Origin of the sequence: Pedobacter suwonensis, assembly GCF_900111825.1 — a bacterium.
Classification (GTDB): Bacteria; Bacteroidota; Bacteroidia; order Sphingobacteriales; family Sphingobacteriaceae; genus Pedobacter; species Pedobacter suwonensis.
In genome coordinates this window covers 277513-293939 of the sequence record NZ_FOJM01000005.1, presented here as the reverse complement: position 1 = coordinate 293939, position 16427 = coordinate 277513, and the positions used below count along the sequence as shown (strand labels likewise).

11 protein-coding genes are annotated in these 16427 nt (G+C 39.8%); 5 read left to right on the top strand and 6 right to left on the bottom strand.

The window, feature by feature from the left end:
* Positions 1–2: 2 nt before the first annotated feature.
* From BM107_RS08775 to BM107_RS08760, 4 genes are all read right to left on the bottom strand, one after another.
* Positions 3–3233, bottom strand: a complete 3231-nt coding sequence (locus BM107_RS08775; RefSeq protein WP_244278768.1) for a SusC/RagA family TonB-linked outer membrane protein — start codon at positions 3231–3233, stop codon at positions 3–5.
* A gap of 237 nt (positions 3234–3470) precedes the next feature.
* Entirely contained in the window at positions 3471–4415 is a 945-nt protein-coding gene (locus BM107_RS08770) for a FecR family protein (protein WP_090982332.1), read from the bottom strand.
* Positions 4416–4478: 63 nt separating this feature from the next.
* Positions 4479–5042 carry an RNA polymerase sigma factor gene (locus BM107_RS08765; protein WP_090982330.1) on the bottom strand — a complete coding sequence of 188 codons (564 nt, stop codon included), beginning with the start codon at positions 5040–5042 and terminating at the stop codon, positions 4479–4481.
* 247 nt (positions 5043–5289) lie between these two features.
* Positions 5290–5919 carry a DNA-3-methyladenine glycosylase family protein gene (locus tag BM107_RS08760; RefSeq protein ID WP_090982328.1) on the bottom strand — a complete coding sequence of 210 codons (630 nt, stop codon included), beginning with the start codon at positions 5917–5919 and terminating at the stop codon, positions 5290–5292.
* A gap of 189 nt (positions 5920–6108) precedes the next feature.
* Between BM107_RS08760 and BM107_RS08755 the strand changes: the two genes are divergently transcribed.
* The 5 genes from BM107_RS08755 (at position 6109) to BM107_RS08735 (ending at position 13855) form a co-directional block, all read left to right on the top strand.
* Entirely contained in the window at positions 6109–6786 is a 678-nt protein-coding gene (locus tag BM107_RS08755) for a response regulator transcription factor (RefSeq protein ID WP_090982326.1), read from the top strand.
* Positions 6787–8163: a HAMP domain-containing sensor histidine kinase gene (locus tag BM107_RS08750; protein WP_090982323.1), complete on the top strand. Its 1377-nt coding sequence runs from the start codon at positions 6787–6789 to the stop codon at positions 8161–8163.
* A gap of 152 nt (positions 8164–8315) precedes the next feature.
* Positions 8316–9584: a TolC family protein gene (locus BM107_RS08745; RefSeq protein ID WP_090982321.1), complete on the top strand. Its 1269-nt coding sequence runs from the start codon at positions 8316–8318 to the stop codon at positions 9582–9584.
* A 10-nt stretch (positions 9585–9594) separates the two neighbouring features.
* The gene (locus tag BM107_RS08740; protein WP_090982318.1) at positions 9595–10683 is read left to right on the top strand and encodes an efflux RND transporter periplasmic adaptor subunit; all 1089 of its coding nucleotides are present in this window, start codon (positions 9595–9597) and stop codon (positions 10681–10683) included.
* Positions 10684–10711: 28 nt separating this feature from the next.
* Positions 10712–13855, top strand: a complete 3144-nt coding sequence (locus BM107_RS08735; protein ID WP_090982315.1) for an efflux RND transporter permease subunit — start codon at positions 10712–10714, stop codon at positions 13853–13855.
* A gap of 154 nt (positions 13856–14009) precedes the next feature.
* On the opposite strand, the gene BM107_RS08730 is transcribed toward BM107_RS08735, so the two are convergent.
* Positions 14010–15068 carry a sensor histidine kinase gene (locus BM107_RS08730; RefSeq protein ID WP_090982313.1) on the bottom strand — a complete coding sequence of 353 codons (1059 nt, stop codon included), beginning with the start codon at positions 15066–15068 and terminating at the stop codon, positions 14010–14012.
* A 234-nt stretch (positions 15069–15302) separates the two neighbouring features.
* Positions 15303–16058 carry a LytR/AlgR family response regulator transcription factor gene (locus BM107_RS08725; protein WP_090982311.1) on the bottom strand — a complete coding sequence of 252 codons (756 nt, stop codon included), beginning with the start codon at positions 16056–16058 and terminating at the stop codon, positions 15303–15305.
* Positions 16059–16427: the final 369 nt, after the last annotated feature.

Here is a 16427-nt window from a genome sequence, read left to right as displayed (position 1 = left end):
GATTATAAATTTACGCTTAAACCCAGGATAAAACTTCTGGCTTGAGGATAACGGCCAACATCCACTCCGTTGTTGTCCATTCCGATTTCGGGATCGAAGCCTGAATATTTAGTAATGGTGAAAAGATTGTTTGCCGTAGCATAAATCCTGACACCGCCTGTTTTTAACTTGTTAGCGATTGATTTTGGCAGGCTATAACCTAAGGTTACGTTGCGGATACGCAGATAAGAGCCATCTTCTATATAAAAATCAGAAGCTGCAAAGTTTCCGTTGGCATCGCTGGTTGAAATAATCGGCACTTTGCCACCCGGATTCTCCGGCGACCAGGCATCCAAAATACCAACCAGTTTGTTATAGGAAGGTCCGGAAGCACTATAAGTAGTACGTTTTACCGCATTAAACAACTTATTACCCTGAACACCCTGAGCAAAAATATTGAAATCGAAATTTTTATAACTTGCATTGAAACTCAATCCGTAAGAGAAATCAGGATAGGCACTGCCTGCAAAATACCGGTCTTTGCTATCAATTGACCCATCGCCGTTGATATCCACAAATTTAAAATCACCTGCTTTCGCATTCGGCTGAATTTTTTGTCCTTTAGCATTTTTATAGTTATCGGCTTCTGCCTGACTTTGAAAAATACCATCGGTTTTTAACACATAATAACTGTAGAGTGCCTGTCCAACCCTATTGGTCAACGGTGCAACCTCGTTACGGAAATTGGTGGACACCACCTGGTTTTCTATACCCGGTATAAGTTCTTCTATTTTGTTATTTACTTTCGTTAAAGTTGCGTTTACCGAGTAAGTGAAGGCTGCAACTTTATCGCTGTTATAAGTTAATCCTAGTTCAATGCCTTTATCTCTTACCTTACCTGCGTTAATGATCTGCGTATTTAAACCTGCCGTTCCAGGTAATGTCCTGGTCAGGATCATTTTATCTATTTCTTTGATAAAATAATCTCCAGTAAGATTGAAACGTCCCAATACCGCTACATCAACACCAAAATTGGTTTGTTTAGATTCTGCCCATGCTATGTTAGGATTGGCCAAAACCGTTTGAACATAACCATTTTGTAAAGTTGGTGTTTGTCCGAAATAACTTTGTGTCGGCATTAATAATGGATTAACCGCATCAGAGGTAAGTGTTCCTAAATTACCAAGAAAACCATAGCTACCTCTTAATTTCAGTTCATTTAACCAATTTACATCTTTAAGAAAATCTTCTTTGCTCATTACCCATCCAACCGAAGCCGAACCATAATTTCTGGTTCTGTTATTTTTAGAGAGCAAAGATGATCCATCACGGCGACCGATTAACGAGAACAGGTATTTTTCGCGATAGTTGTAGTTTGCCCTTAAAAACAGTGACGAAAGCGCCTGTGCATTATAACCGCTCGAAGAAGGCTGTATAACCGTAGCATTCATTAGATATCTATATTGTACTGATTCATCGTCAAAACCAGACCCTGATGAATATAAACTGCGGAGCTGTGTTTTTTGAAATGAATACCCTCCTGTAAGATCAATTTGATGATTACCAAAAGTACCTTTATAGTTTAACACTTGCTCTGTTAGTAAATCGCTGTTACGGTTACTGCGTTCCACTAAACTATTGCTCAATACCGGCTTTCCTACTTCAGGTCTTTTAGGTGTAAAGCTTTTAAAGGCAGCGTCTGTTTTGGTAATGCTTAAATTAGACCTGAAAGTTAAACCTTTGGCCAATTTAATATTAGCATAAGGATTAATTACCAACACATTTACAGGATTGTTGATATCAATACGCATTAAATCGGCAACAGGATTTACAATATCACCATAATCGCCGGCATAAGGTCCTGGCAAACCTGCAAAGCTGCCATCTGCATTGTAAGGTGTAGCATTTGTAGGATAATAAATGGCTGAAAGTAAAGCACCGGTATAATCGCTGCTGGTATTGGCACCATTGCCGTTGGTGCTGCTGTACGACAGGTTTTCGCCCACTTTTAGCCAATCGGTAACTTCGTGTTCGGTATTGATCCTGAAGTTGTAACGTTTGGTTTTGGTATTTAACACAATCCCTTCAGCATTACGGTAATTAAAACTGAGGTAATAGTTAGACTTTTCGCTACCGCCGTTTATCGCTGCATTGTAATCCTGTAATAATCCAGTTCTAAAAACCTCATCCATCCAGTTGGTGCGGGTAATCTGCCCGTCAGGATACTTTGCCGGATCAAAAGCGGGTAATAGATTGCTACCGCCATTTTTTGCGGCCGTAGCTGCCACCTGTGCGCGTTGTTGCGCATTTAAAGGTTCCAGCTTTTTCCATGCGCTTTGTTGGCCCAATTTAGCGTCAAAACTGATCTGCATTTTTCCGCTTTTGCCTTTTTTGGTGGTAATTAATACCACACCGCCCGAAGCCCTTGCGCCGTAAATGGCAGCAGATCCGTCTTTTAAGACTGAAATTGATTCGATATCATTAGGATTAAGCTGTGGCGTACCCGAAAATATAGAACCATCGATTACATACAGTACATTTTCTCCATTAATACCACCCGATCCGCGGATATTGATACGCGGTGCAGATGTTGGGTCGCCGCCCTCATTGGTCACAATCACACCGGGTGATTTTCCGGCCAATACCTCGCCAACACTGTTTAATGAACGTGAGGAAAGTTTATCCAGGCCAACAATACTAATTGCCCCGGTTAGGGTCTCTTTTTTCTGCGTGCCGTAACCCACAACTACAACATCAGCAAGTGTAGAGCGTTCTTCTTTCAAAACCATGTTAATGACCTGTTCATCGCCTACTTTTGCTTCCCTGGTCTGGTAACCGATCATCGAAAATGAAAGCACTGCGTCAGCACCAACTGCAATGCGATAAGCACCGTTTCCATCGGTAATGGTACCACTTTGTGTGCCTAATACTTTTACAGATACGCCCGGAAGTGCCAATCCTGTTGTATCTCTTACTATTCCTGTAATTATCCGGTCTGGTTTATTCATTACGGCGTTGTTTAAGATCACATATCCGCCTTTTTCCAGCACCTGCAAACCAAGTCTGTCTAAAAGCGACCTTACAGGCTCGCTGGTAAAATCGCCGCTTACCAACATATTTTTTTGTTGCAGCTGATCTGGATTATACACAAAACTGAGTCCGGTACGTGATTCGATTTCTTTGATGATCTCGGTCATCTTGCGGCCTTTACCTATAGTAAGGCTAACCCTGCTTTTCTCTAGTTTCTGTGCCATACCTGCCGAAGCGAGGATTGAGCTACAAAAAATGCAGAGAATTGTAAATGTTAAACATGAGTATTTCATGATCTTATAAAGAGCTGGTGTCCGCTTGGCGGAGGTTGTTTTCATTGCTTAATTTGTTTGATTTTGTTTTTGTAAAGCTTTATTTATGCTGGCTTTGCTGCCAGGAAGAGAGATTGCGGCACCTGGTCTTACCAGTAACCGTACATAATTCTATATCATATCCTTATCTCATCTGTATATTTTAAATGATTTATGATTTTTTGATGCATTGAACCTGAGGTGGTGCAGACTGCAGAGAATATCCAGAATCTCCTCCGGTGACTGTGTGCTGCTAAAAGATGCAGTTGTTTTAAGTTTGCTTAGAGCGCTATCGCTTAATAGAATTTTAATGCTGTATACATATTGGAGTTTAGTAACCACCTGATCAAGCGTTGCTCCATCAAAAGCAAATTTGATAACAGCAGATGTTTTACTTTTGCGGATGGCAGTACGACCGTTATTTTTATCATAAGTTAAAGACTCGTCCTTAACCAGCGTACCCAGTTCGCCTTTTGGATTGCTGACCGCAACTTTACCCGTAACCACGGCAACCTCAAGCTGTTTACTGGCCTGATAAGATTTTATTTTAAAAGAGGTACCCAAAACGCTAATGTTTACACCAGCACTTGTATGTACGGTGAATGGTCTTTTCTCCTGATGGGTAATATTGAAAAATGCCTCACCCTCTTCAAGTTCGATTTGGCGGCTGTTTGAAGCAAATATTTTAGGATAGCAGAGTTTTGCCGAAGGGCCTAATAATACAACCGAACCATCAGGCAAGATAATTCGCTTCTGCTGCGTAGCGCTGTTAATTACGGTTATCTGATTTTCAGACGGTATTTCACTATTCAGTTTCCAAATAACAACCCCCACTGTAACCATCAAGAGTACGGCGGCGGCAACCCTGATAAAAGATCCGAGTTTGAATACGCTGCCAATTGTTAACTTCCTGCGCATAGCAACCTGAAGTTGGGCAAACATTTGCGCACCTATTGCAGCTTTACGGTCGGCAGGTACAACCACATCTTTTACCTGGAGTGTGGCATACCACTCTTCAACCTTTTTTTGCTCTTGCGGACTTGCCTGCTCATCGAGATATTTTTGCAGCAGTTCCTTTGCCTGTTCTTCTGTCATTTAAATACATGTCAGTTGAAAAGCAGAATGGTACTAACCAAAAATGTTATCAGTAAATTAACTTTATGTTAAGCCAATCAATACAGTAATTAATATGATGTAAGACAGGCTTTTATTGAGCAATTTTAAAGCAGCGGAGAGCTGATTTTTTACAGTCTGAACCGAAATATCTAGTTCTGAAGCAATTTCTTTTATCGATTTATCTTGTTTTCTGCTCATTGAGAAAACCATTTGCATTTTTTCAGGCAGCAATGCAATGGCAGAATCCACTTCAAGATGAAGCTCCTTTAAAAGGAGTTTATCATCGGCAGCAATCGTCTCTTTTTCATCCAGTAAAGCACTAAGCGCTGTTTGATGCTGCGCTTTGAGTTTACCTGATCTGAAATAGTTGATCACTTTATATTTTACAGCGCCATGCAGGTAAGCCCCCAAACTGGAGGAGAGGTTAATCGTTTTATGATTTTCCCAAAGTGAGATAAAAATTTCCTGGGTAATATCCTGCGCAAGCGCTTCATCACCCGCCTTTTTGAGCGCAGCATCAAAAATATCTGACCAATATGCCTGGTAGATTTCCTCCATAGCCTGATGGCTTCCGCGCTGTAAAGATGAAAGTAAAGTTTCGCTCAAGGGATGCTGCTTTTTTCACAGCAAAGCTACCAGCTCCATATTCCCTTATTATTAACAAATCTTAAAGAGAAAATTTATCCTGAATGAGCTTTAACGTTTTTTTAAGGAACAACGTTATGTTACACCCTCTTCCTGATCTATTGGTTTTAAATATTATACTGTAACTGAAGAATAATTAAATGAACATGTTGATGAATACACATACCATGTGGTTAAAATCCAGGCGCTATAAACCAGCAAGGTGGATTTATTTCTGCTTCCTCTCCACTAAATACGCATGCCATAACAGCATGGTGGCAATAGTGCGATAAGGTTTAAATTGCTCTGCCACCAATGACACTTCCTCTTTACCCACTCCTGCTGACAAGCTTTTTACTTTCTTTAACGAGTTTACGGCAGCCAGATCTCCTATCGGGAAAATATCCTGATGGTGCAGCATAAAAATCAGGTAAATATCTACGGTCCAATCGCCAATCCCCTTAATCCTTTTAAGCCGGTTTCTTACGGTTAGGTCGTCCATTTTCTCCATTTCACTCAAAGACAATGTCCCGCTAACGATATTTTGGGCCAAATGACGAACATATTCCGTTTTTTGCCTGCTAAAATAACATTCCCTTAATTCCTGATCAGTGAGCAATAACATCCTTGCAGGAGTAACCTCATCAATTTTTTCTTTTAGTTTATTTATTGCGGCCAATGCCGAAGCCAGAGAAACCTGTTGTTCAAGAATAATATGCACTAACGATTCAAAAGTATTTGGACGCGACCAAAAGGGTGGATAACCATATCGATCCAAAATCAGTTGCAAATCCGGATGATGGCCACCTAACAAATCACAAAGTTGATGATAACTGGTCTGGTCAAATTTTTCGAACATAAAAATATAGCTATTTTAATATAATTTCGTTTCGGTTGGTGAGACAATGAACGATAGCATCCAATATAACCGTAACCCTATGCAATACAATTATTCATTATGGGAGCATGAGATTAATTTCAATCCCTAAGGTAACGGAAAAACCCCTATTTTAATCCCTTTTTAAGATGAGATGGTTACTTTTGTTAAATGCTAAAGATCGGAATAGCTGAAGACGACCCTAAAATTGCTGAACTGTTGAAGTCGGCACTCGAAGAAAATAATTATCAGGTACTTACCGTAGCCAATGGAATTGACGCGCTGGACATTTTTTTAAGGGAAAGCTTTAACCTGTTGATTATCGATGTAATGATGCCTGGCTTAAACGGCATCCAGCTTTGTAAACACCTCAGAGAAAATGCTTTACACACACCAATCCTCATGCTTACGGCAATGGGTACTATTGATGATAAAGTTACCGGTTTAGAGGCCGGTGCCGATGATTATCTCGTCAAACCCTTTCACCTGAAAGAATTTTTGGCCAGGGTTGCAGCCCTATTACGCAGACAGCCACCTGTTGAAAATAAAACAGATCATAAATTATATTTTGAAGATCTCGTACTTGATCGCTACAGCAAAGAGGTAAGCCGTGCGGGTAAACCGATCGAATTAAGCGCCAAAGAATTTATCCTGCTCGAACTTTTTATGCGCAACCCCAACCGTTTGCTCTCAAGACAATTTATAGCCGAGCAAGCGTGGGACATCAGTTTCGAAACCGGTACCAATGTAATTGATGTATACATTAATTTTCTGCGGAAAAAAATTGAAAAGGGTTTTGAACGCAAACTCATCCATACCAAAATCAATATGGGATACATCCTAAAATAGATGAAAATAAAGGACCGGATAGCACTATATTTTACGCTGATCAGCACTTCAATGCTCTTCGCCGTGCTTTGCACGGTATATTTTACCTTTATGAAATTTTTAGAGGCCGATTTCTTCGAACGCCTCACCGACCGCACCATGGTAACTGCTAAACTGTACCTTGAAGCAGATGAAATCAGTAGAGATGCATTAAATACAGTACGCCACAAATACCTTCAAAAATTGAACAGTGAAGTAATTCGCATTTATGATCAAAAAAACAGGGCCACTTTTATCGGCGATACGGCCCAATATTGGACCCCTGCCACCATTGATCAGGTACGGCGGAAAGGCCGTTTAAAATATACGGACGGTCAGCGACAGGTAGTTGGTATTTATTATAAGGATAACCAGGGCGACTTCGTTATCCTCGCTTCGGCCGACGACCAGGGCTCACACAACAGGCTCGACAAGTTGTTGAAGATCATGATTTTTATCTTTATCCTTATCTCGCTTATCGTATTATTATTGAGCAGGTGGATTGCCCAGAAAATGCTGAAACCGCTGCAAAAATTTATGCTCGAAGTAAAACAGGCAAGCGCTCAAAACATGCAATTTAGAGTAGAAGAACATAACAATAAGGACGAGATTAATCTCATTGCACAGAGTTTTAATCATTTAATGGAAGAACTCGAACAGGCTTTTATACTGCAGAAAACCTTTGTAGCCAATGCTTCACATGAACTTCGAACGCCCGTTACTCGGATTATGATGAACGCTGAACTTGCCCTATCAAAAGAAAGAGATCAGGCTGCTTATCAAAAAGTGATTATTTCGATGCTTGAAGATGCAGAAAAAATGGAACACATCATTACAGGTTTGGTGGCCCTGGCAAAAATGGATCTTGATCTGATCAATTCTCAACTTGCTCCGATCAAACTTGATGATCTGCTTGCTAAAATCCAAACCGAATGGAAGATGCAGAAAGGTCTTGACCTTAACATTGCCTATCAAAAGCCCATTAATACCAAACCTGAAATATTGGCCAATGCCACTTTGTTACAAATTGCCCTGGATAATATCATCTCAAATGCTTTTAAATTTTCCGATAACCAAGAAGTAAATATCCAGGTCGAAACTCGTAAAAACCATGTTTTTATCCACATCATAGATCATGGACAGGGAATTTTAGTTGATGATCAGGCAGATATCTTTAACCCTTTTTATACCCGTGCGAAAGAACATGGCCGGCACGGCGAAGGTATGGGGCTTTATATGTCTAAAAAAATTATCGATTTGCTTAAAGGCGAGATCACCATTAAAAATCCAGATCAGGGTGGCTGCACATTTACGGTTTCGCTCACGCTCATTTCGAATCCCGCTAACGATCGTTTCTAACGAGCGTTAAATAACATATCGTTTACAAACGATGAAACCGTATACCTATTCTTGCACTTTTTTGGAAACGAGTACAAACATGTCCGCAACTTTAATCCCCTTTTAAGCCCGATTTAATCCGCTTTTAATCTGGCAAAGATAGCTTTGCAGATATGATAAGGGTATTTTCATGGCTCATTCTTTTTTGGGCATTAACAGCCGCTACGGCTTTCGCACAGCGCGATACATTAAGCTTAAACTTAAACCAGGCGGAAAGCCTTTTTTTGAGGAATAATTTCGAGTTATTGGCCAGCAATTATGAAATTGATCAGGCAAAAGCAGAAATCATCACGGCTAAACTTTTCGAAAATCCCACACTGGAATACGAAAATCTTTTTTACAATAAGGACACCAAAAAATTCCTGCAAACCTCGTATGCCCACGGTCAATATTCCGGATCTATTTTTCAGCTGTTTAAACTTGCTGGCAAACGCAATAAGAATATCAAGCTGGCCCAAACCGGGGTTAAAATGGCCGAATACGAGTATTTTGACCTGATCAGAACCTTAAAGTTTGAACTCGTTAACACCTTTTACAAATCTTATTTTGCTGCACAATCTGTTAAAGTATATCAGGAACAAATCAGTTCTACAGCGCAGCTCGCGAAAGCTTATGATCTTCAGTTAAAAACGGGGAACGTTGCGGCGAAGGATGTAATCAGGATAAAATCATTATTGATCAACCTCAAAGCAGAACAGGCAGGGCTAATGAATGAACTGGAAGATTACTACAAAGATTTGAAGTTGCTCTGTGGCATTAATGCTGCAACCTCAATTACTTTGGTTTTAGATGAAGCAATGCTCAAATCACCTACTGTAGATAAAATTCCCTATCAGGCCTTACTTGATTCGGCCAGGGCAAACCGCGCTGACCTTAAACTGGCCAAAACCAACCTGCTTTATAACGAACGTAATTTAAAGCTGCAAAAAGCAATGGCCATTCCCGATATAGAAATTGGGCTGAGCTACGACCTTAAAGGAAATTATCCTGAAAAATACACTGGTTTAGGCATTAAAATCCCCATTCCGCTTTTCTCCAGAAACCAGGGTGAAATTAAAAAAGCACAGATTGGCATTACTGCCGCAGATGTAAATATTAAAAAGCAAGAAGCTCTGTTGGAGAATGAAGTATTTAACAGCTATAAAACTGCTTTACGCAACGAAAAACTATATGCAGAGATTGATCCTGCCTTTGGTACCGATTTTAATACACTGATTTCAGGCCTGATCAAAAATTTTAAGGCACGTAACATCAGCCTGATCGAATTTTTGGATCTCTATGATGCCTATAAAGAAAATACGCTTCAGCTCAATAAACTCCAATCCGAAAGAATGAGTACACGAGCTGAACTCAATTATGTAACTGGTTCTAATATTTTTTAAATAAAATTTCATGCAAAATCGCTATAAACACACTGTACTCATTGCTGCAACCAGTTTATTCTTTGCCTGTGGCGAACATAAAACGGCTGCACCAAATGATAAATTTTCCATTACAGATTCTTTGATCAACCGATTATTAATCGATACTGTACAACAGGCTAACGGTAAAACCGAACTGATGTTCTCGGCCAAAATCACCGCAAATGAGGAGCGCAGATCTGAACTTTTTCCCATGGTAAGTGGAACTGTAAACCGTGTTGGGGTAAGGTTAGGTGATCAGGTTTCGAGCGGACAAACACTGGCTACGCTCACCAGTTCTGAAATGGCAGGTTTTGATAAAGAAGTTATTGCCGCAAATGCCGAACTTAAAAATGCAGAAAGAGCGGTAAAACAAGCCGAACAACTTTTCCAAAGTGGTTTATCATCAGCAAAAGAACTTGAAGAAGCAAAAAATGACTATCAGATCAAAAAAGCAGAAGCAAAAAGAGCCAGTTCTGTATTAAAACTCAATGGAGGTAGCAGTACAGGATTGTATGCAATTAAATCGCCGATTAGCGGTTTTGTAATCGAAAAAAATGTTACGCAGAACATGCAGTTGCGTGGCGACAATGATAAAAGCCTGTTTACCATTGCCGATCTCTCCAACGTTTGGGCCATGATCAATATTTACGAGTCGGATATTTCGCGTGTTAAGGCAGGCGATGAGGTAAGTTTATCAACCCTATCCTACCCCAATAAAGTTTTTAAAGGAAAAATAGAGAAATTATACAACCAGGTTGACCAGGACAGCAAAGTAATGAATGCAAGGGTGGTGATCCCAAATCCAGGCTTTTTGCTCAAACCTGGTATGCTTGGAACGGTAAAGGTTTCGGCTAATTCATCTATTGATCTCCCGGTTTTAAACTCAAGGGCCGTAATTTTCGACGAAAACAAAAACTATGTGCTCGTTCTGGGGCAGGATCATAAAGTAAAAATCCAGGAGATCGAAATAGGGCGTAAAACCGCCGATAAAACCTACATCAGCAAAGGAGTGCAGGCCGGCGACCGCATTATTGCATCCAAACAGGTTTTCTTATTCGAAAGCTTAAAAACACAATAATTTCTTTTTATCACCCTAGATTTCAAAAATGAATAAATTCATAAAAAGCATTATCGGCTTTGCACTCAAAAATAAATATTTCATCTTTTTTGCCACATTTATCTTAATCGTTGGAGGTTATTTAAGCTTCAAACATACCACAATAGATGCCTTTCCCGATGTAACCAATACTAATATTACCATTATTACCCAATGGCCGGGCCGTAGCGCCGAGGAAGTAGAAAAATTTGTGAGCAGACCGCTGGAAATTGCCATGAACCCTACCGAAAAGCGAACTAGTATCCGGTCTTCCTCATTATTTGGTTTATCCATCGTAAAGGTAAGTTTCGAAGACGATGTAGATTACGCTGAAGCCCGGGTCCAGGTAAACAACCATCTTGATGAAGCCGATCTGCCTGAAGGTATCCAACCTGAAGTACAGCCACCCTATGGGCCAACCGGCGAGATTTTCCGTTATACTTTAATAAGCGATACAAAGTCGGTCAGAGAATTAAAGACCTTACAAGACTGGGTTGTCCAACGCGAACTCTTATCTGTTTCAGGCATTGCCGATGTAGTTAGTTTTGGTGGCGAGGTTAAAACCTACCAGATCACGGTCGATCCGCAGAAGGCCATTCAATATGGTGTAAGTGCAACCGAACTGTTCGAAGCAGTATCTAAAAGTAATATTAATGTAGGTGGTGATGTGATTGTGCAGAGCGGACAAGCCTATGTGGTAAGGGGCATCGGCGTGCTTAACAATATCGACGAAATCAGAAACGTAGTGGTTGACAACATTAATGGCACCCCTATCTATGTTAAAACCATTGCCGAAGTGGCTGAATCAGCTCTACCCAGATTGGGTCAGGTTGGGCGCGACAGGGATCCCGATGTAGTAGAAGGCATCATTGTTATGAGAAAAGGCGGCAACCCCAGCGAGGTCATTGCTAGGTTAAAAGAAAAGATCAATACCATCAACAGCACTGTTTTGCCTGATGATGTAAAAATCAAACCGTTTTACGACCGCGAAGACCTGGTTAATTACTCCGTGCACACGGTAATGGGCAACATGCTGGAAGGGATTTTATTTGTTACCCTGATTGTGTTTCTTTTCATGGCCGATTGGCGCACCACCTTAATCGTTTCGATTATTATTCCATTGGCCTTGCTTTTTGCTTTTATCTGTCTTAAATTAAAAGGTATGCCGGCCAATCTGCTATCCATGGGTGCTATCGACTTCGGGATTATTATAGACGGTGCCGTGGTGATGGTTGAAGGAATCTTCGTCGTATTGGATGCCAAGGCAAAAAAACTGGGCATGGAAAAGTTCAACAAAATGAGCAAGCTCGGTTTTATAAAAAAAGCCAGTCTCGAAAACGGAAAGGGTATTTTATTTGCTAAACTGATCATTATTACGGGTTTGCTACCCATTTTCACTTTCGAAAAAGTTGAAGGTAAGATGTTCTCTCCATTGGCGTGGACCTTGAGTTTTGCCTTATTGGGTGCGCTAATTTTGACCTTTACCCTGGTTCCTGCCATGGCCAGCGTACTTTTGAAAAAAAATGTGAAAGAGAAACACAATATCTTTTTAGAGTGGATTACCAAAGCAACCCTCAAATTTTATGATAGCTGCTTCAAAAAAAAGAAACTTGTTTTTAGCATCTCTATTATTGTACTGCTATCAGGTGCGTTCAGTTTTAATTTTTTGGGCACCGAATTTCTTCCCAGTTTAGATGAAGGTTCCATTTATGTCCGTGCAACCGGACCTTTGAGTATTTCGCTGGATGAAACCAAAAAACTTTCAAACGAAATGAGGAAGATCTTTTTAAGTTTTGAGGAAGTAAAACAGGTAATGTCGCAAACTGGCCGTCCGAACGACGGGACAGATGCAACTGGTTTTTACAATATGGAATTTCATGTTGATATCTATCCCCGGAAAGAATGGAAACGTAAGCAAAGCAAAGAACAGCTGATTGAACGCATGCAGGAAAAATTAAAAAGCTTTCCGGGCATCAGCCTCAATTTTTCGCAACCCATTTCTGATAATGTAGAAGAAGCGGTTTCAGGCGTAAAGGGATCCATTGTGGTGAAATTATTTGGCGAGAACTTTGAATATATTGAACAGGAAGAGGAAAAAATAGAAAATATCTTAAAAACAATTGAGGGTATTGAAGATTTGGGTATTTTAAGGAATCTTGGTCAGCCCGAACTGCAGATTAACCTTGATCAGAAAAAAATGGCCTTGTATGGCGTAAGCACAGCAGATGCCAATGCAGTAATCGAAATGGCCATTGGCGGTAAAGCTGCTACACAGATTTACGAAGGTGAACGCAAATTCGACCTCATTATCCGTTATCCTGAAGATTTTCGAAATGATGAAAGTTCGATCAGCAAATTACGCATTCCTACCCTATCAGGTTCTAATGTTCAATTAGGCGAAATATCAAGCATTAGTAAGATTACGGGGCCAAGTATGATTTACCGTGATAAACATAAACGGTACGGCGCCATCAAATTCTCGATCCGCGGCAGGGATATGGGAAGCGTAATTGCCGAAGCACAGCAGAAAGTAAATGCCAAAATCAAATTGCCGCAAGGTTATCAGCTGGAGTGGGCCGGCGATTTTGAAAACCAGCAAAGGGCTATTGCCAGATTATCAGAGGCTGTACCAGTAAGTTTATTGCTTATATTTTTTATTCTCTTTGTACTTTTCGGCAATATTAAAGATGCCTTACTGGTATTGAACAACGTTCCATTTGCCATGATTGGTGGCATATTAGCATTGTTGGCCGCTGGTGTAAACTTTAACATCTCGGCCGGAATTGGTTTTATTGCATTATTTGGGATCTGCGTGCAAAATGGTGTAATTCTTATTACCCGTTTCAAAACCAATATTGCAGAGCTGAAATACCATCCGCACTGGACTTTTACCGATGCCATGCGTGATGGAATTGCCAGCAGGTTCAGACCGGTGCTGATGACGGCTTTAATGGCCGCTATAGGGTTGATGCCTGCAGCGCTTTCTACCGGGATCGGTTCAGAAGCTTCAAAGCCATTGGCCATTGTCGTAATTGGCGGATTGATTACCAATACATTATTTAATCTATTTGTTTATCCGATCGTATTTTATTGGTCGTATCGCAAAAAAGCAGATAAAATGATACCGGTACGGATCGATGATGGAAAAATGTAAAGGATGATGTCATCTACAAGCGATTTATCATGGTGAGCAATGATAAATCGCTAAAAGGTATTCACTTTTCGGTCGACGAGGAAAACTGCTAAGATTATTTGAGTTTACATTTAAAATTGGGAAATAAACGTGTTATAGAATTGCAGATTGCTCCCTATAAGCTAATGGTTATCAATACTTCAAAATACTTACCTTTCACCCTGGCACAGAGCGATGCTTTTTCTGCATACGTATGAAATAACCTTTGCCTGGTATTTTCAAGCCCCGTATGAAAGCCGGTATCATTCAAGCCTGTGTTAATCAGGTTACTGGTCTGGATGCTAAAGATACCATCCTCCAATTTTACAATAATTTTTCCGGTATCTTCAGGCTGGCTCAGGTTTCCATGTTTAACCATATTTTCCGTCAGGCTAAGCAAGAGTAATGGAATAACCTCTACTGCTATGATTTTATCATCATAAACAAAATCTATAAATAAGTCAGGCTGTTTTATTCTGCAAAGTCGCAGGAGGTTTTCAACTTGATGGATTTCCGCTTCAAGCGGCATAATTTCCGGACCGTGTTCGCATTCCAAGGCGTAGCGCATCAGCTTAGAAAGATACCGGACTGCTTCTGCAGCGCGGGGTTCGCTTTTATGTGTGCTATTGTGAATATAGGTTAAGGTATTAAACAAAAAATGTGGATTTATTTGTGCTTTCAGGTAAGCATTTTTAGCATTTGCAAGTTCAAGTGTCATTTGCTTTTGCTTCAACATCTCTTCAATTGCTTCTTTTTCCAGTTCTACTGTCCGCTGTTTTTGTTGGATATAACTTTTAATAAAATAATAAGCAGTAGAGAACAATAAGAAATAGATTCCCCGCCATGTTGTTACGGATAAATATTTCCAGTTTACAGTGGTTAGGTTATCAAAAGAAATTATAGCTGTTTTTGAAAGAAAACGATCTGCAAAGTAAGCAATAATGGTGTGCAACAAAATTTCAATTGACGTAAATATAATGATGCTTAAATAAGCAGGCCTTTTAAGTCTCAGATTTCTGGCTAATACCAATTCTGCATGAACGTAGAAAAGTACAATATTAATAATGTAATGAATGCAATAATTTAATATCGGCGACCTTATTTTAAGAATTAACGAAACCAATATATATTCATAAAGAATGAAGGTGGCCCATGATATAAGGTGCCAGCGATAATTTTTTAGCCAGTTTTTCATTTTTTTTGTTAAAAATCGGTTTCACAACAGTCAACGACTGCTTAGCGTAATGTAGTCTTTTCGCAGTTTTGGCGGAGCTAATTTTCGTCTATGAAAACAATAATAGACTTAAAATCGACCCGGAAAACTGCATTTGTTTTCCGTTCACAAAAAGCTGCAGGTATGCGCTTTTCAAAGAGTGATCCAACAACCAGTACGATTACGGCAATTACAACATTAACAAGCCAATCAGATTTACAAATGTTGGTCCCTTAAACGTTTTGAGACCAGGGTTTGGTCTTCAATAAACCTCATAAATGCCTCTTTGTATTGTGGGGTCATAAGCACTTCGTACTTTCCAAGGTCGATTTTGTGCCCATTGATCTCCTTTACATAGGCGGTATTGATAATATATGATTTGTGGACACGATAGAAGTGTCCATTCTCCTGAAGTTTTTCTTCCATCTCCTTAATGGTCATATACACCGAATAATCATTTGTCGGAGTATAAATATGTACATGATTATTAGATCCCTGCAGATAGATGATGTCTTTCTTAAGTACTTTGGTTAATCTGCCACGCTCGCCGTTTGTACGCAAGAAAAATGCACCTTCATTTTCTTTTGCAATATGCTGTGCATCATAACATTCCGAAAGCACTTCATTAACAACTACGGCAAAATCCCCCATATTAAAAGGTTTTAACAGGTAATGTTTTGCCCTAACTTTAAATGCATCCAGTGCAAATTCCGGATAGGATGTGGTAAAAATAATATTGTGCGATTTGTGCTTAAGGTTATCGGCAAGCTGTAGACCCGACAGTGCAGGCATATCAATATCCAAAAAAATTAACTGCCTATTGCTTTCAATACTGATTTCGCTAAGTGCCTCTACTGGTTTAGTAAAGATTCGGTTTATCTTCAATCTTGGCATTTCTACAATATAATCTTGCAAAATATTAATGGCAGTAGGATCATCGTCAACGATGATACATGAGACGGAGTTTTTCATCAAGATCGGTTTAAATTAGATAAAGGCAATTTAATAAATTATCCTTAAATCGGATAATAAAAAGAGTAGATATCGCAACAGCTATAAGCCAAAATACCTTAATGAAATTTATATTTAGATCAAGATTTATAGAACAGATACCATTCTTAAAAGCGGCTACACAGGTTTATTGCAGCCATAGAGAAAAAATTTGCTGGCGGTAATGCAGAGATGAAAAATTGTGAGTCAACAACCAATCAGTATTTTCAACTTCTTTTAATCTGAACACAGTGAAGAGCCGGTAAAATGTTACCGCTACCCCAACTATTCTGCTGAACTAAAGCCTAGAAGGATAGCCGTATTGCTTAATTTATTCCCCTTTTAATGTAT